This is a genomic window from Brevundimonas sp. GW821-FHT02A10, assembly GCF_059422025.1.
Genome location: NZ_JBWKWC010000005.1, coordinates 152163 through 169794 on the forward strand (window position 1 = coordinate 152163; position 17632 = coordinate 169794).

9 protein-coding genes are annotated in these 17632 nt (G+C 65.6%); 4 read left to right on the top strand and 5 right to left on the bottom strand.

Annotation, left to right across the window (positions count from 1 at the left end; translation table 11 throughout):
- Positions 1–23: 23 nt before the first annotated feature.
- Genes hxsA through hxsB form a run of 3 tightly spaced genes read right to left on the bottom strand, consistent with a single transcriptional unit; the run spans position 24 to position 3642 of the window.
- A complete protein-coding gene (hxsA, locus tag AC07U0_RS14590) occupies positions 24–1052 on the bottom strand; it encodes a His-Xaa-Ser repeat protein HxsA (RefSeq protein WP_494720724.1) in 1029 nt (342 codons plus the stop codon).
- Entirely contained in the window at positions 1049–2200 is a 1152-nt protein-coding gene (hxsC, locus tag AC07U0_RS14595) for a His-Xaa-Ser system radical SAM maturase HxsC (RefSeq protein ID WP_494720725.1), read from the bottom strand. Before hxsC ends, hxsA begins: the two co-directional genes overlap by 4 nt.
- A complete protein-coding gene (hxsB, locus tag AC07U0_RS14600) occupies positions 2197–3642 on the bottom strand; it encodes a His-Xaa-Ser system radical SAM maturase HxsB (RefSeq protein WP_494720726.1) in 1446 nt (481 codons plus the stop codon). Before hxsB ends, hxsC begins: the two co-directional genes overlap by 4 nt.
- A gap of 191 nt (positions 3643–3833) precedes the next feature.
- On the opposite strand from hxsB, the gene AC07U0_RS14605 reads away from it, so the two are divergent.
- Positions 3834–5408, top strand: coding sequence for an LA2681 family HEPN domain-containing protein (locus AC07U0_RS14605; RefSeq protein WP_494720727.1), 1575 nt, complete (start codon positions 3834–3836; stop codon positions 5406–5408).
- 46 nt (positions 5409–5454) lie between these two features.
- Here AC07U0_RS14605 and AC07U0_RS14610 read toward each other — a convergent pair whose 3' ends face one another.
- The gene (locus AC07U0_RS14610) at positions 5455–11532 is read right to left on the bottom strand and encodes a hypothetical protein (RefSeq protein WP_494720728.1); all 6078 of its coding nucleotides are present in this window, start codon (positions 11530–11532) and stop codon (positions 5455–5457) included.
- A gap of 513 nt (positions 11533–12045) precedes the next feature.
- Here AC07U0_RS14610 and AC07U0_RS14615 point away from each other — a divergent pair.
- From AC07U0_RS14615 to AC07U0_RS14625, 3 genes are read left to right on the top strand one after another with little or no spacing between them, the layout of a single operon-like run.
- Complete coding sequence (locus AC07U0_RS14615) at positions 12046–13044, top strand: AAA family ATPase (RefSeq protein WP_494720729.1); 999 nt, start codon at positions 12046–12048, stop codon at positions 13042–13044.
- 60 nt (positions 13045–13104) lie between these two features.
- Positions 13105–15654 carry a S8 family peptidase gene (locus AC07U0_RS14620; RefSeq protein WP_494720730.1) on the top strand — a complete coding sequence of 850 codons (2550 nt, stop codon included), beginning with the start codon at positions 13105–13107 and terminating at the stop codon, positions 15652–15654.
- A 5-nt stretch (positions 15655–15659) separates the two neighbouring features.
- Entirely contained in the window at positions 15660–15845 is a 186-nt protein-coding gene (locus tag AC07U0_RS14625) for a hypothetical protein (protein ID WP_494720731.1), read from the top strand.
- Positions 15846–16004: 159 nt separating this feature from the next.
- Here AC07U0_RS14625 and AC07U0_RS14630 read toward each other — a convergent pair whose 3' ends face one another.
- Positions 16005–17243: a hypothetical protein gene (locus AC07U0_RS14630; protein ID WP_494720732.1), complete on the bottom strand. Its 1239-nt coding sequence runs from the start codon at positions 17241–17243 to the stop codon at positions 16005–16007.
- Positions 17244–17632: the final 389 nt, after the last annotated feature.

The following is a 17632-nucleotide window of genomic DNA, read 5'->3' on the forward strand; positions in this document are numbered from 1 at the left end:
GGGCTAGCGGCTTGAGGTCGACGTCATCGGGTCGCCCAGCGCACCGGCAGTTCGATCTCGCGTCCGATAAAGATGGCGTAGGTGCCGTCAATCTGCATCCTGTAGAGGGCGGCTGCCCGGACAGCGGCTTGGCCGTAGCGTCGCCCGGGCGGCGTTTCCGACAGGGCGAAGCAATCGGTCAGAGTGCCGTCGTCCAACACGCGACACCGGATCATGGCGCCGCTTTCGACGCGGCGATCCGCGCCGCGTGGGCGAAGCCGTTCAAGGTCCACCGCACTTGGTTGATCGAGCCACACCGGCTCCGGCAGGGGAGCCGGTGTGGTCTCGACGGCTGCGGGAGCCGGCACGGAGGTCACATCCGGCAGGGTCGTCGCGGGGGTCGAGGTCGCGCCGAGCGAAGGTGTCGCGGTCGTGATGCCCAGCGCATCGAGCGTCACCACGTCGAGATAGCCGGTGACGGGCAGACGCTCTGCGGCCTGGAACCTTCGCAAGGCGGTCTGCGTGTTTTGTCCCAGAACCCCGTCGATCCCGTCCGGATTGTAGCCGCGCACCATCAGGGCGGTCTGGACGCGGCGGACGATGACGCGGATTTCGCTCTGGCTAAAGGCGCGTCCGGAAATCTGGTTGGTCGGCGTCGCTGTCGATGACGAAGCGAAGGGGCGCACAGACGCGGACGAAGAGGAGGTGGAGGGCGCCGGGGGCGAGTAGACGCGTGGAGCCGGTGGCGGGGTATAGGTCGGAGCCGGGGCGGGTGGGGTATATCGCGGCGCCGGCGGCGTATAGACCGGGGCCCGGTAACCGCCGCTGCCCGAATAGTGGGAGCTGTGCGAGCTATGGCTGCGATGGCTTGAATGGCTTCGGTGCTGGGCCAGCTGCAGCAGACGTTTCAGCTGGGCCGGGTCTCGCCAGAAGGTCGCGCTGCGGGCGATCGGCGCATCGGCGTTCTTGTCGGCCTGGGGCGTCGCGTCGTTGGGGGCGGCGACGGCTGCGTCGGCGCCGGCGAAGGGAGAGGCGGCTCCGAGGAGCAGTACGAGGTGGTCGCGCCATTTCATGCGGCGGTCTCCAGGGCTTTGAGAGGACGGACGGCGCGGCTACGCCAGGCGGGACCGGCGGACTGGAAGAAGCCACTGCAGCTTTCGCGAACCTCGCACCCCTCACATTCGGGAGCGAAAGCGTTTTTCCAATCCGAAATCGATTGGCGGGCGAAAGGCCAGAGCGGCTCAGGCAGGACGCAAAGGGGCAGGTTGTAGATGGAGACTGGCAGCCCGCGATAATGAAGGTACTGAGCCGCCAGACCCAGCTGGCCGACGTAGTCCACCGGATCGATCCAGAGTCGGTCGCGGTTGGCCTTGGCGAACCCCATTGGCTCCAGCCCCATCACGGCGACATGTTCGATGAAGGGCAGTCTGCGGTAGATGAAGGACGCCAGCTCTGGGAGACGATCGACCGTCATGGCGTGGAGTACGACGCGGATCTCAATACGGGCGCCGAGCCGGCCGAGTTCGTACAGGCCCTGCAGGGTTTCGGCGAAAGCTCCCGGCGCATCGACGACCGCGTCGTGGATGGACTGGACGTCGCCGTAAAGCGGCACCGCCCAGACCACTTTTTCGCGATGACGCGGGATGAGCGCTTCGGCCAGTGCGGCGTCGGCGAAGAGCCGTCCGTTGGTCAGGATTTGAAGCTGGGTGTCCGGGACCTCGGCGGCGCAGGCATCGATGATCCGTCCCAGGTCCGCGCCGAGAAGGGTCGGTTCGCCGCCGCTCACGCCGAGCTGGGGATCGTCATGGTCGATCAGGCGCACCAGCTGAAGCAGTTCGGCGACGCGCCACCGATCATCTTCGTCGCGCGGCGGCTGCGAGCACATCAGGCAGCGGCTGTTGCACTGTTCGGTCGTGAACAGGGTGTTGGCGCGGGATCCTCGCCGATACAGCACCGAGACCATGCCGGATCCGGGGCGCACGCGGACGACGTCGCCGGGCTGGATGACCCGGGCGTCCCGGCAGTCCGAAATGCGCACGCCGGAGCCTTCGAGCGCGACCGCCGTAACCGACCCCGCATAAGCCGGGGTCGTGGCATTCCAGATCAGGACGTCCGCAGGATCGAACGGAGCGGTTTGCGCCTCTTCGAGCGTCAGCACCTTGTAGAGGCCGACGCGATCGACGCCCTCGACGCGGCCGTGGGTGTGCAGCGCCAGGCTCATCGGTCGATCCAGGCAGGTTGAAGGACCTCTTCCCGCGGCTTGCGGAACGCCCAGGCGGTGAAGGTCGCGAGAGTCTCTGTGTCCGCGTCAGCGAGGCGATTGAACAGCAGGGTGAACAGCGACTTGTGCTTGAGGCAGAAGTCGCTCGTCGCCCGGTCGCCGATGGGATCGCCTTGCACCGTGGCGTGATAGACCGGGTCGCTGCCACAGTAGGGTACGAAGGCGCAGGTCGAGCAGCCGGGCAGGGTTTCGGCGACCGCGCCAGTGGCCAGCCAGCGCATGGCCGGAGAACTCATCAGGACATCGAACCCGTCGCGGACGTGGCCGAGCGCGAAGCGGGCGTCGCCGGTCTCGGCGGCCATGCGCGCCTCGTCGGCCGGGTAGACCTTTCCGTCGTAGTTGTAGACCAGAACGCCAAGTCCTGCCCCAGCGGGCGACCGCAGATCGACATAACCGGAATGGAACGGCGTCAACATGTGACGCAGCAGGATCGAGGCGTAGGTCTCCTCAAACGCTTCGCCCTGGGCGTTCAGGGTCAGGATGTAGTCGAGGGCCTTCTCGTAGAAGGCCAGAAACTCTGCCATCTCATAGCCGATGGCGCGCCGCGTCTTGAGGGCAAATCCATAGGGGCTGACCGGTCTGAGGAAGATCGATGGGAAGCCGAGTTCGCGGTAGTGATCGACCACGCGGGCCGGGTCCTCGAGCGCTTTGCGCGTCAGGGTGGGCAGGGCGCTGACGCTGTCCACGCCGACGATGTCGCGTGCCCGCTGCAGACCGTCCATGGTCCTCGCCCAGCTGTCACGACCCGGGTTCGGTCGCTGGGCGTCGTGCAAGGGCTGAGGGCCGTCGATCGAGGTCGACAGGCGGATCTGATGGTCGCGGCAAAAGACGAGGTCGTCGTCAGACAGATGATGCAGCGTGGACACCATCGAGAACGAGAGCCGTCGGCCGGCTTCGACGTTCAGAGCTTCGGCGCGCGCGACGATGTGGCGGACGAGGTCGAACCGCAGCGCCGGCTCACCGCCCTGGAACTCGATGGTCAGATCGGGGGAGGGGGATTCAAAGATGCGGTCGACCGCGAGGTCAGCATTCTCGAACGACAGATCGAAACCCTGAGCGCCGACGGCGGCGCGCGAGACCTGGCAATACTGGCAGCTGTGGTCGCACCGAAGGCTGACCACGATGATATGGAGCGAGGGTCCTTCCAGCAGAAAGGCTTTGCGCGTGCGGTGAGCGGCGCGTTCAAGATCGTGCCAGGCCGCAGCGCCAGCGTCGGCCAGCAGGCTTCGCGCTTGCAGGTCCGGATAGCGGTTGTCTTCCGGGCGCAGCGTTCCTTGCAGGAGCTGTTCGTGGGTTGCGGCGTCCAGAACCGCGTAGTCCCCGAAGTCATTGCTGACGAGATATCGCCGACCGGTGGGGTCGAGCGCGATTGAACGTCGCATCGAGCCCCCTCTCGCGCCGGTTGATGATTGAGGGAAGCGCTATTTTTGCGTCATATCAAGCGGTTTCATGATCGAATGCCGAAAGCCGGGGCATCGGATCAATGCGCCGGTTCCGAATATCCGCTCCGAGCCTTGGCCGCGTTGCCCGCGTGTCTGAGGCCGCGGCCAACTCTTTTCGCAGGACCCGCCTGATGTCCGACATGCCCCCGGACTTGACCGCTTTGCTTGCGCTCGACGTGACGAGCCTGGACGACATCTCTGCATCCGCGCTCGCCGCCACCCTGATCGATCTCGGAAACGACACCAACGATCTCGCCATGCTCAATCACGCCCTTTCCATACTCGACGATCTTGAGCGGCGACCGATCCCGGACGCTGAGGCGGCTCGCCTGCATTATTTCCGAGCCAACGCCTGGGCGGGAAAACGTCGTTCCAAACCGCCCGGATGGAGGTGGGTCTCGGACGAGATCGACAACGAACTGCTGTCCCTTCGTCGGGCGGTCGCTCACCCGGGATTCGTACAGCTAGGGACGGTTCAGCGGGCGCAAATCCATACCAACCTCGGAAACCTGCTCAACTATATCGGACGGTTCGTCGAGGCGGTGGAGGCCTGGGACGAGGCTATCGCTCTCGTCCCGAGGATGGGTATGGCCAATGGCAACCGAGGGATTGGCCTGACCCACTATGCGGGCCAGCTCTATGACACGGGCCACAACGCGATGATGGGGCTTGCGGCGCGCGGAGCTTTGGCGTGTGCTCTGGCGGACGACGCGATCATCGAGAGCGAAGGCCTTGAGGCCGCCTTTGCCTCCTTCCAGCGATATGCCGAAGCCATCGACCAGCAGCTGGGCGATCTCAAGGAGGAAGATCTTCGATCCCGCGAGCAATTCTCGCTTGGTCGCTCCTTGGCTGAGCGGGACTATCGGCGATGGTGTCTGGACCACCGGCTGTTTTTGAACCCTCTCAACGATCTTGGGAACGATACAATCGCGGCCAATGACGTTCTGAATCTTCCAACCCTTGTCGAGGAAGGCTTGGGGGAGGGCTTCAGACCCCCGACGGCGATCCGCCATTTCAACGTCCTGAAGCAGGAGTATGCGACAGCTCGCTATGCCCTCTACGAGGCCATGTCCGCGCGCGGTGTTCATTTTTCGGATCGTGGCGTCTTGCTCTACGATACGATGGATTTTCCAGCCTTCGGTTTCGCAGTCGAACGCGCCAAATTGGCGTTTCGGGCGGCCTATGCCCTGCTCGACAAGAGCGCCTACTTTCTCAATGACTATCTTCAGCTCGGTCACGGCGAGCGGCAGGTCTCGTTTCGGAATTTGTGGTTCAGGCCAAAGGGAAAAGATTTGCACCCGCACTTTGACGGCGCCGCGAACTGGCCGCTTCGCGGGCTGTTCTGGCTGTCAAAAGATATGTTCGACGACGCCTTTCGGTCCGTGACGAGGCCTGACGCCCACGAGCTGTACGAACTGCGAAATCACCTCGAACACAAGTTCGTCGCCGTACACGACGATATTCTAACGGAGATGGCCGTCTCCAGATTTCAGCCCAGCAAGGGTCTCTACGATATCGACTTCAGCGACCTGACGGCGCGCGCGCTTCGCCAGCTCAAACTTTCTCGTGCGGCGCTGATCTACCTTTCTTTGGGCGTCCATGCCGAGGAGCGTCGACGGCAGGCTGAGCGTAAGCCCGGTGGTTTATCCATACCGATGACGATGTTCACTGTTCGAGACGCTGAGAAGCGAAGGGATTGGTACTGATTTCTCACAGACGGGCTGCTGGGCGCCCTGGCGCCGCAGCTGAGCGTCAGGGCCAAGCGCGGAGCGTCATAAGGGTGCGCCACAGCAAACCGCCCTCGTTTGGATCGGTCTGCCGAAACAGATGGTCGAAGGACTCCCTGAAGGTCGGCGCCGCCGCCGGCCATCCGTTGATCAGGCTCACGACGGCGTCGTGCAACCCCTGCAGTGCATTGTCGGGGCCGTCGCCGCGAGCGACCTCCAGCGTCAGCTCCAGAACGGCGGCCAGGGTCACAGCGGCCGGGGTCAGCCCGCCGTCGGCCGTGAGGTCATGTACGGAAACCTGGCCCCGGAATATCCGCGAACAATGTGCAGCGAGCTGGTTGAGTTTGGCGAAACGGGAGGCGATCGCGGGCTGCCCGCCTATGCGCAACCCTGCGGCCATGACGATGCTGAAGGGCGCGGGCGGGGCGGCTGCATTCGGAACGAAGCGCGAGAGATCAAGGTCGATGAAAGCCTGGGCGAAACGCGCCTGCTGGGCGGGTTCAAAGCCGCCGAACGACAAGCTCGCCAGGACGTTCCAGGCCTCAGCGTCTGACGGGTCCTTCTCGACATCATCGAGCAGTTTGGTGATCTGCGCCCGCCGCGCCTGCGATGGACTGTCGACTTCGTTGAAAAGGCCTCGGGGTTCACGATCCAGCCAGGATCCCATAGCGTTCGGCGAGCCCGGACCGGTGACGAACAACAACTGAGGCTTGAGCCGCAGGTTTGCGTCTCCGGCGACCATGAACTGTTCGGCGAGGGCGCGTTGGTGCTCCAGCGCCAGATCGGTCCAGGGGGCGGTGTCGCCGAACACATAGGCCAGCATATGATAGAACAGCCGGGTCTGGCGCATGGCGGCGGGGCCTGCGCAATCCAGAAGGACCTCGGGCGCGCCCCGGATGGTTTCCGGAATGCGTTGCTCCGGCTGGGCGCTTCGAAACACTTCGCTTGCAGAGGCCGGATCGATGTCGTGATCACTGAGGATCGTCCGGATCCGGTGCGCATGGGTCCAGATCAGAATGAGGCGTTCGGCGGCGCCGAGTGTCGGCCAGAGATCGTCGCCCTGGAAGGCCTGAAAGGACCATTGCGTCAGCTGGAGCAGCAGAACCTGTTCGGCCTGGGGAGCGGCGTCCAGCAAGTTCGCCACGAGGGCGGTCGGATCCTCGCCGGCGAGGCGTCGGGCGGCGGCCAGATGAGATCGTGCGATCGGACTGCCCGCCACAAGAGCGTCGGGCGTCGCAAGGCGGGCCGTCAGATCGACCGGCAAGCCGCCGAGGCGCAGGAAGGCCTCCTGTGACCCGTGGGCTGTCTCGAGCTCGACCCAAGCCGCCTCGATGCGGTCGGCCACCGGGTCGGCGGAGGGCTCCAGTCGCAGGGCATGAAGCAGACGGCCGGCCGGCGGTGGAAGGAAGTCGGCGGCGGTAGTGTCCCGGTCCTCGAGCTTTTGGGCCGTTTGGGCGTAGTGAGTGGCGACGATCGCATCGTGGGCCTTGCCCATCAGGCGGGCAATCGCCGCGATGGTCGTCGCGCCTTTGATCCGCCCCTTGAAATGCTCGCGAGACGCCGCGTCCAGTTCAAGGCCTTCGAGATAGACGGCCGCCGCCGCAGGTCGATCCGCCGCCCTGGCGGCTAGAACCTCGCGGAACGGGACAAAGACCCGCATGGGAGGCAAGGCATTCACCACCAGGTCCAGGCCATCGCTGGAAAACTTCACCTGGGCACCGTCCCGGGTCTGCGCCCTTGCCCGGCCGTTGCGGAAGGTCCGCGCGGCCGCCGACCAGAAGACCTCGCCGTCGAAGGCAAGGCTTCCAAGGCTGATCTGATGGATCGACCACCCCACGGCGGCTGCAAAGGTCGGGTTTGTCAGCACCCGGTCCTTGATTGGCTCGGGCAGCATCGAAATCTGGTCGTGACGCAGCATCCGCGTCACCTGTTCGTCGAGGCTGTCGGCGGGACGTTTGAACGTCGCCCCGTAGAGGACCCGGAACTGGTTGGCGACCCGGTCCAGATAGGCGGCGCAGGGTGCCCCGAGTCTGGGGACGATGGCCACCCGGAAGATCCAGTCGACATACTCTGTCTGTCGGGCCTTGCTGAGCTCGTAATGGCTCAGGCTCACGGTTCCGGCGGTCGCCAGAAGGCCCGCGATCAGCATGGTCGCCAGAAGATCGTTGCCGCGGCCCGGCTCATCGATCGGCAGGGGGCGCACGCATCGCTCGACCCTCAGATTGGCCCAGAGCCAGTTAGACCATGCAATCCGTTGTTCGGGGCTCGCGGCCTCGTCCGACCATATCTCGATCAGGCTCCTCTCGACGATCTTCAGGGTAGACCGAATGAACCAGAGTTCGTCCGGCCGATCCTTGAGGATCTCCGGCGCGTCATCGCCCAGCTTGAGATGATGATCGAGCCGAACCGCCGAGGCCAGGTTGCGCCTGAGGGTGGCCAGGGCCGGCGTTTCGACCAGCCGGCCATCGGCGATCGGCGCGCTCCGCAGTTCAGGCAAGACCTCATGGGTGTCCAGCGGGATGAAGAGGACGCCGCCGGCGCGCAGCTTCAGAAGCTTGAGCCGGCGCTGGTCCTCGGTCAGGACGCTGTCCCGGACCAGGGCGTTCAGCACCTCGACAACCCCGACGATCAGATTGCCGTTGGTCTGGTTGTATCCGGTCAGGTAGCGATCATCGAACCAGACATAACCATTGCCGAGAGACGGAGCGGTCAGGGCGTCCTTCAGGCAGGTTTCCAGGGGCGAGACCTGTTTGTCCTCGTCCTCGTCTTCCGTGTCGTCAGTTGGGGACAGCACCGGCCCGGCGGCATCGGTGGCGCTGGCCAAATAGGCATAGCGGCCCGCCTGCAATCCCATGGCGATGCGTTCGCGCAGCTGTCTTAGGCGTCGCGCGTACTGGTGCCCATCGGCCGCCTGCTCGACCTCCAGGGCGATGCGGGTCAGAACATCCTGGGGGACCTCGCACCGGAATACAGCCAACGCGGCGTCCAGTTCGCCGTCGCAGGCCAGCGTCTCCAGCGTGTTGTCAGGAAAGACAAGCCGGGAACCTCTGGTGGGAACCGTCTCCCGGACGCCGGAAGCGCCGGCGGTCTCGTTCGTCCCTGGCGCTGGCTGCGGGGCTGGGTGAAGAACGGCGCGGATCGTGGCCAGTGTGGGTCCGTTCGGAGCGATGTCGTCCGAGGTCCGGTCGTGCCGGACGCATTCGGTCTCGGGCTGGGCCTCGGACACGCCGAGATCGCCGCGATTGTGGGCGGCGAGGATGGCCTGCCCGGCCTCGACGCGGGCGCTCTGACTGTGAACGACATCCTGTTCAAACCCGTACAGGGCGTCCTGCAGCCTGCGGCTGATGAGAACCGGTCGCTCAAGGCTCTCCAGAAGGTCGAGCAGGTCCAGCTGGTCTGCGATCAACAGGCTTGTCGGATCGAGAATTACCTGCCATTGGGCCCAGGGGGCCGGCGGCATGAGCTGGGCGGACCGGACGCCGTGTCGGATCGGTACAACGCGCTGCTGGGACAGTCGGTCGGCGGCGCCGTCGAGCCTGTAGATTTCCGCGAGCGACCCGATCAAGCCCCGGGGAACCAGATGGATCGGGACCATGCCTGAGAGCAGCTTTGCGCTGACGTCATCAATGGCCTCGCGGCGGCGGGTGATTTCCTGAATAAGATCATCCATGGAGACGGTGCGAACGTCAGTCGCCCCGGACTCCGCCCGTGTGGCCATGCGGACCAACAGATCGCCGAGTTCGGCATCCAGGCCGAGCTTGTAGCCCTGGCTGATGGCGTGAAGCAGGAAGCCGTCGGGCACGCCCTTCTGAAGGGCCTTGCGCCATAAGGCCCTCGACAAGTCCCGGTCTTCGCCGGTCAGAGCGACGGAATAGCGAACGGCGTCGCTCGCGGACACAGCGTCTTCAGAAAGCAGGCGTCGGATTGGCGACACGGCGCCCTGTACATTGCCGGACTCGAGCAGAATGCTGACGAGGAAGCGGCGATCGATAGCGGCCTCGGTTTCATCCACGAGAGACCGGGCCAGCGCCAGGGCCTCAATGGGCTGAAGTTCGGCCAAGGCCGAAACCTTGATCCGGCGGACGATCAGAGGCGGGATTTGTCCCGGGAACGCATCAAGGTGGTCGTCGATGTATTCAAGCACCGCCCTGGCGGTCGCCGTGTAGTGAAGCACGTGAGCGCCTAGGCTAACGGCCTCGGCGGTATCGAATGCCGCAATCGCATCGACGTAGGGCGCCAGAGCGCTCCAGTGCTCGGCCGAAGCGATCAGCTCGGCGATTTCCAGAGCCGCCGCCCTCGGGCGCTGTCCAGCGAACAGCGCGGGGAGCATGGCGACGACCCGGGACATGTCTTCCTGGCGCGCGAGCCGTCGCGCTTTGCGGACCAGTGTTGCGTCGGTGTCCAGGTCGTCAGGACTGTCCTCGGCGGCGGGGTCGAAGTCCCCGCTCAAGGTCTTGATCCGACGCTGCGTCTCGGCGGCCCCCTCTCCGGAGAGACCAGGCTCCCAGGCCTGAAGGCGTTCAACGACCTGGGGGGACGTGCTTTCCTCCAGCAGGATCAGCGTCAGGCAGTGAACGTCGTTTCGGTCCGCCTGGCCGGCGTCCATGCGAGCGATCAGGCCTTGCCGGGTCGCGGACAGGTCATTCCCGTCAGCCCTTGCCAGCGAGAAGAACGCCGCTTCGAGACGCATCGGATCCCGGGCCAGGATCTCTGCGCAGAGCTGCGTGGCCTCGTTCGCACGGCCAGGCAGAGCGGAGAGACAGGCCAGTCGCCACAAGTCCGTTCCCCCCAGTTCGGGGGCGATCGTGCGCAGCGTCGACAGGGAGTCGAACGCGGCCTTCCGACGCGCTACGCTCAGGTCGTCCATCCTGACCAGCTCCGAAGGGGCAGGATTGGGATGGGTGCGATAGTGCAGGGGCGCTAGAGGACTGATGCCGATCGCATATCTTGCGATGGCGAGGGTCTGGATCGTAACGATCCGCCGGGGGGCCAGGGCGTCGGCCCGCTCGGCCGCAGCGAGTGCTTCGCTGCCCTTGCCCTGAATGAGCCGGACGAGGGCGGTCAGTCGATGAAGATCGGCATTGTCGCGGGCTTCGTCTTCCACCGCCGCCAGTTCAGCGTCGGCGGTCTCGATATCTCCGGCGCCAAGCAGGAACCCGATTCGGTGCAGCCGCCCCTTGGTGGTCACGGGAGCGCCGAACCGCGCCAGGGCCGCCGCGGCGCCCTCGTAGTGGTGGGTCAACCACGCCTCAATGACGGGTTCGGCGGGGCTCAGTTGGTTCGCGGCCTCCGCCGACACCGCCGCTCCGTCATAGTCCTTGCGCTCAAGCGAGAGGCTGGCGGCAAGCCGGAGAACGCCCGCTTTGGCGGCTTCGGTCAGCAACGGCCAGACCCCGGGCGCGCGAACGTCAGACAACAGGGCGTCCACGGCGGCAAGGTCTCCGCACCTCAACGCCTCGCGCCCCGGCTCAAGGCGGCTTTCGATCTGCGCCGACACCACGCCGTGAGCCTGGTGCAGCGCGGCTACCAGAGCGCCATCCAGGGGTGAGGGTTCGGCGCGGGCCGGGGGGCCGAAGATCGTCTGGCTCCAGAGCGGGCCCAGAAAGCGGTTGACCAGATCTTCGTCCAACCGCAGGCGGTCATAGGTCTGTTCCGGGCCCCAGACCTCATAGGCGACCCCCAACACCGCGAAGCGCGCCTTCTCGGTTTCAATCTGAGCGCGATTGATCGCCGAAGTAATGTTGGTCGCCGCCGTGCTGAGGATGAAATGACGGACGCCGCGCTCTGACCAATAGGTCTCCCAATGCTTCAGGAATTCGTCCGACCAGGCGGCGAGCGTGGCGGGTGTTGTGCGCCCGTAGCATTTCCCGGACTGGACGACCTGTCCGGACCCCTCCGCACAATCTCCGATCGCGTCGATGCCGTATTGCCTGACGCCGTCGACCTCGAAAAGATCCACCCCGGCGAAGCGGGCGTCACGATCAAGAAGCTTTGCCGACAGCCTTTCCCACCGTTTGGGGTGTTCGCTCCAGTCGTGGAACGGCGGTGGCCGGCTGGTGTCCAAGCTGAGAGGCTGCGGCGGATAAGGGGGCGTAACGGACATGGATACGGCAACCTAGACAGATTCGGCGTTCACACGGCGAGGTCGCAACGCGGCGAAACGCAAGCGGAGATTTGCGAATTCACGCCCTTTGCCTGTGACCGCGGTCGGGTGACGGATTTTCGCAGGCGGGGGCATGGGGGAGCGGCTTTCGCAGCCGGTGACAACATTTCACAGTCGAGGCATGCCGGCATTCGTCAGGCCGGGGCCAGTGGGGCTGATCCCGCGTCATGATCTGACGCGTCCTTGATCCAGACCTCTTTTCGCGTCCTGGGCGAGGAGAGGGTACGCGAACGCCCCGCCTTCATGGGCACCGTCGGCGGCCTGACGAAGCGGCGGATGGCAGGGAACCCTGATTCTGGAGTATCGTGGGTCGCTGATCCGGTATTTGTCAGCAATCCGCCTTCATGGGGCCGCCATCGCGGCCCAGACGTCTTGCCGTCGCCGTCAACGGGGCGTTAATCGACGCAACCCCTGATACGGTCCGTCGCCGCAGAGAGAAGAAAGGAGCGCTTCATGTCCGCCAAGCAGATCGTCGCGCTTCTGAACTCTCACATCGATCAGGATGACGAGCAATTCTTCTCCATCGCCCTGCAGGCCGCCGCCGACGAGGCGCGCGCCGGGCGCCAGGCCGAGGCCGATCGGCTGAAGACCCTGGTCCAGAAGGCGAGGGACCGGCGTCGCGCGTCCTCCGGCGCCCTGTCGCCCATTCCGCTCGCGCGTCCGCGCAGCGAGCTTCAGGGGCTTGTCGAGAGCGCCTATCCGAAAACGACGCTCGACAGCATGGTTCTGTCCGCCGACGTCCGCGGGCGGCTGGATCATTTCGTGCGTGAACAGCGCGAACGCACGGTTCTTCGCGACCACGGCCAAACGCCCTCGACCCATTTGCTGCTCGTGGGACCGCCGGGCACCGGCAAGACCATGACGGCCTCGGCCTTGGCCGGAGAACTCAGGCTGCCGCTGTTCACGGTGCGTCTGGATTCCCTTTTCAGCAAGCTTTTCGGCGAGACGGCGGGCAAGCTGCGGTTGCTGTTCGACCAGATCGCCCAGACGCGCGGCGTCTATCTGCTGGATGAGTTCGACGCCATCGGCGCCAGCCGGGCCGAGACCAACGACGTCGGTGAAATCCGCCGCATCCTGAACTCGGTCCTTGCCTTCATGGAAGAGCCGAACGCGACCGACAGCGTCGTGGTGGCGGCCACCAACCATGTCGAGATCCTCGATAACGCCTTGGCGCGGCGTTTCGACGACGTGCTCGCCTATGGCTTGCCCGACGCCGACGGGGCTCGCGCCGTGGTCCAGCGGCGGCTGGGCAAGTTCAAGCTGCCCGCCAAAACCTGGGCCTCGGTCAGCGCTCAGTCGCGAGGCCTGAGCCAGGCGGAGCTCGTTCGGGCGGCCGACACGGTCGTCAAACGAGCTATCCTCGACGCCACCCCGACGGTCTCGGCCGAGGTTCTGGCTGCGGCGCTCGCGGACCGTCAGGCCTTTAGAGGGCGGTTTCGTACCGGGGCTTGAGCGGTGACGCTTCGCCACCCATGATTGCGGCGCGCCGATTCGTTCGGCTTCCGGAGCACTATGGCCGAGCCTGTCGACTACGATCGCCGCGACCTGCGTCATATCGATATCGGCCTGTGGCGCGAGACCACGGCCTATGCGGTTCCTTCGCGTGACCAGACCCGCAAGGCCCTGCGGACGTCCTATGAGGCGCACGCTGACAGCCTCCTGACCCAGCTCGCGAAGGCGCTTCCGCCTCTGCCGGCTGGCGACGCGGATCCCCGTGTCGCCTTGCCCGGCCTGGAAAAGGGCGCGCTTGTGGTCATGGAGACCCTAGCGCCGGACGAGGCGTCGCGGTCGAAGGCGTCAAGGGTCCCGGCGGGCTTCGACTTCGCGGTTCAGGATATCGTGGTCCTGCGTACCGAGCGTCGCGACGACCGTACCGAAGCCGCCGTTGTCTTCGTGCCCGATGCGGCGCGGGGTTATTTGAGCGAGCGGGTGTCGGCCTATGGGCGTGATCCGGGCAACGGCCGTCGGCCGGACGTGGACCGGTTCGAGGTCGTGGAGCGATTTCTGAGAGCCGAGGCAAGGGCGCTGTTTGCCCCGGGCACGGATTTCGCGGTGCCTGCGTCCTGGTGGGAACTGTGGATCCGGGCGGCGCCGGGGCGCGCCGACGCCGTGGTCGCGGAGGCGACAGGACGCAATCTCGAGGTTCACCCGGATCGGCTGCAGTTCCCGGATACGACCGTGGTCCTGGTTCACGGCGGCTCGGCCGACCTGCTGGCCTTGGCCGGAGCCATCCCGGGCGCGGTCTCGGAAGTGCGTCGCGCCACCGGCACGATCCGACCCTTCCTGGAGCGCGAGGGCGTCCGGATCGGCCAGGGGGATTTCGTCGCCGACCTCGTGCTTCGGATCACCGCCCCGCCCGCGGACGCACCGGCCGTCGCGGTGCTCGACACCGGCGTCTCGGCGGCGCACCCTCTGGTCGCCCCCGGGCTGGTGTCCGCGATGGCCTATGACGACGCTTGGGGAACCGACGACCACGCCGGCGACGGAGGACACGGGACGGGGCTCGCGAGCCTTGCGCTTTACGGAGATCTGCATGGTCCGATGCAGGATCTGCGCGAGATCAGCCTGACCCATGGCGTCGTGTCCATGAAGCTCCTGCCGCCGCCGGGCTTCGCCCCGCATGAACCCCGTCATTATGGCTTGGTGACCCAGGGTGCGGTGGCCCGGATCGAGATCGACCACTCGGCGGTCTCCACCTATCTGCTGGCGGTCACGACAGACGAATTCGTTTCGGCCAGGCCGTCCAGCTGGAGCGGGGCTCTGGATCAGATCGCCTCGGGGGGATCCCTGGCCGACGCCGGCGATCCGCCGCGTCCGGCCAACCGCCGACCCAAGCGGCTGATGGTCGTCGCCGCCGGGAATATGACGGGCGGGATGCGGGCGGATGTTCTGAGGTCTTGGCCGATCGACGATCCTGCCCAGAGCTGGAACGCCCTGACCGTCGGGGGTTACACCACCAAGACCACAGTCGCCCCTGAAGACGGCGCCAAGACCCCGGTGGTCGGCGCCAACGCGCTGAGCCCGTTCAGTCGGGGCTCGTCGACCCTGCCGGACGACCTGACGCCCCTGAAACCCGAGGTCCTGTTCGAAGCCGGCAACATGCTGGTCGACCGCCACGATTTCTGCGGCTGGAGCCCGTCAGTGTCCCTGCTTGCGGCGGGGGCGGACGTGGTGGCCGAGCCGCTGGCGCCGATCTGGGCGACGAGCGCGGCGACGGGCGTGGCCGGTCAATTCCTCGGCGGTCTCGAAGCGGCCCTGCCGGGTTTGTGGCCGGAGACCTATCGCGCGCTCACCGTGCAGTCGGCGGACTGGCCGGGGCCCATCCGTAAGCAGCTGATCGGTCGCGGCGAACACTGGAAGACGGCGACGAAGGCCCAGATGCAGGCCGCCCTGAGGACCGTCGGGTTCGGCGTCCCGTCACTGGATCGGGCTGTGGCGTCGGCGCGCAACGCCGTTACCCTGACCGCCCAGGCCGAAATCCAGCCCTATGCCATGGGGGAGGGGCGCTCGGCGGTCTATAATGAGATGCATTTCTACGACCTCCCCTGGCCGCGCACGGCGCTGGAGGAGCTCGAGAATGCGATCGTCACCCTCAAGGTGACCCTGTCCTATTTCGTCGAGCCCAATCTGAACGGGCGGGCCGCGACCCGACCCGACACCTACCGGTCCTTCGGTCTGCGCTTCGCCATGAAGAAGCGGGGAGAGACCGATCCCGCGTTCCGGGGGCGGATCAACGCGGCCCAGGAAAGAGGCGAGCCGGCGGAGAAGGAGGGTAGCTACTGGTTGCTTGGACCAAAGGCGGTCAATGCGGGCTCGCTTCATTGCGATCTGTGGCGGGGGAGGGCGATCGATCTGGCTGGACATGACGCCATCGCCATTTTCCCCGTGGGCGGATGGTGGAAGTCCCATCTCGGGCAGGGGCGGGCGGCCGACCGGGCGCGGTACAGCCTGGTCCTGTCCCTGTCGGCGCCGGGTCATGCGGTGGACATGCATACCGAAGTCGAGACCCTGGTCGAGGCCAAGGCCGTCGAGCTGCTTCTGGCCGTCGCGGCGGGCGTTTGAAGCCGGTGACGACGGCGCCGGCGCCCTCGGCGCATCTGGAGCCCCTGTTCCGGGCCCTGAAACTCGCGACGCTGAAGGCGCGACGCTGGCTGCGGAAGCACGAGCCCCTGATCATCGCCCTGCTGGACAACTGGGGGCGCTTCCGCGCGCTTGATCACAGTGGCTGGACGCGTGCATCCGTCAGCCCGTAACGGCGACGAGACGGAGCTCGACGGCGTCAGATATGCGCGGTGGTTTCGGCCGGCGACGCGGTCGCGCTCGGGACGGCCGGTGACCTGGGACGGGGGATAGCGCCGGATCGGGGGGCGCCGGGGACGCACCGCAATAGGTTCGCGTGCGAGCCGGCCAGGCTACTCGGACTGGTCCGGAATATCGAAAGCCAGGATCGTGAGGGTCAGTCGCCGGTCTTCATCATCGGGACGCCGGAAGGTGAAGGACAACTCGGTCTCGCCGTGCGACCCGTCAAACGATACGCAATGAGGATGGGCCGAGGCCGTCGCCTTCAACTGGGCGAGGACGTCTGAAAACCCCTTGTTCCGGTTGAAGACGAGGATGGCGCATTTGTTGTCGCGCCAGCTGAGATAGCCGAGAATCTGATCGATCGTCGCTGTCAGCGATTTGGGTCCACGCCAGAATTTGCACTCAGCGACGAAGATGTTTCTTCCGTTGACGGTGATCAGAATGTCGGTCTTGCCGCCGAAGTTGAAGACCTCCGCGCGCGCCTCGCCCTCGAAGTTGGCATTCAGGGGCACGAGAAACTGGAAGCGCAGCGCCTCCTCATCGAGCGTGGCGTAGGCTTGGGGGCTGCGCTCCATCACCAGCGACATCTGGGTCAGGGTGTCGAGGATGCTGCGATAGGCCTCGGGCGAAAGGGTCGGCTCCGGCTTTGTGCCCGCCCGCGCCGCGGGAAGCTGGGGAACGACCTTCTTCCTGGCGGAGACGGGGGCGGCATAGGTGGCCGCCTGGCCCTGACGGGGTTTGACGTTGAACTTGAGGTTCGAGACGACAGACCCGGTCTTTTCGGCTCGCGCCTTCCGCTGCGCGACGAGGGACTCGGTCAAGGAGGGGATCACCGCGTTCCAGGACGCGACATCCGGGGCCAGCCAACTCAGGTGCTGCTGGACCTCGGAAACATAGCGATCGAAGATCGCGTTCAGGGCCTCGGCGGTCGGGTCTCGGTCGACGACCGTCATCGTCAGGACATTCCCCCGCACCGTGCCCCTTGGCGGGTTCATCGTGAAGGTCTGGCCCTGATGCCACATCAGGTCCGGGTCTCCGTCGAACGGGATTTCCAGGGTGTATCGGTGAGCGTCGACCTGGACGGGCGGTTCATGATAGTCGCCGAAATCGAAATCCCGTCCGCCGTAGCGGCCGACCGTCATCTTCGTCCGGCCCTCGTCAATCGCGGGGTCGCCGAGTACGGGAAGGTCGAGCTTCCACTTTTGGACCATATAGTCCTGCAACTCGCGCAGTGGCGTGTTGAGCAGCCGCTCGTCGGTGAGCGCATCGATTTCCTTCGCCAGCAGGGTCCGGTGGTTGTCGATGGTTTGGGAGAGGCGGTGTTTATGAAACAGAATCTCGTCGGCCATGTCGCCAGTATTCCCCATTGCGATGAGAACGTCAGTGGGGTGGTCGGCGAAGTCTATGTCGCTTATGGAAAGAGGTGCAGGCTACTACGTCGCTCTGATGTCTGCTGATCGTGGCGATCCCTCTCCGCTTGCGGATCTTCTGAAGCCGGTCACGCAGTCCTGAAGCCATGCCCGCGACTGGGGCCGTCTGTCGTTGGCAGCCAGTCAGACCAACACGTTTTTTGCGCCGCCTGCGCGTCTCCGATCGCACGTCTGGTCGGCATGATCGGGTGGCCGAAGGTCGGGAAACCGGCTTGCGGTCCATGTCCGCTAGTGGCGCTTCGCGGAAGTTTGCGGACAACGGCAGTTCCGGGCTCATGGCGGAAGTGCTGTAGTTCCGCTTTGGGTTG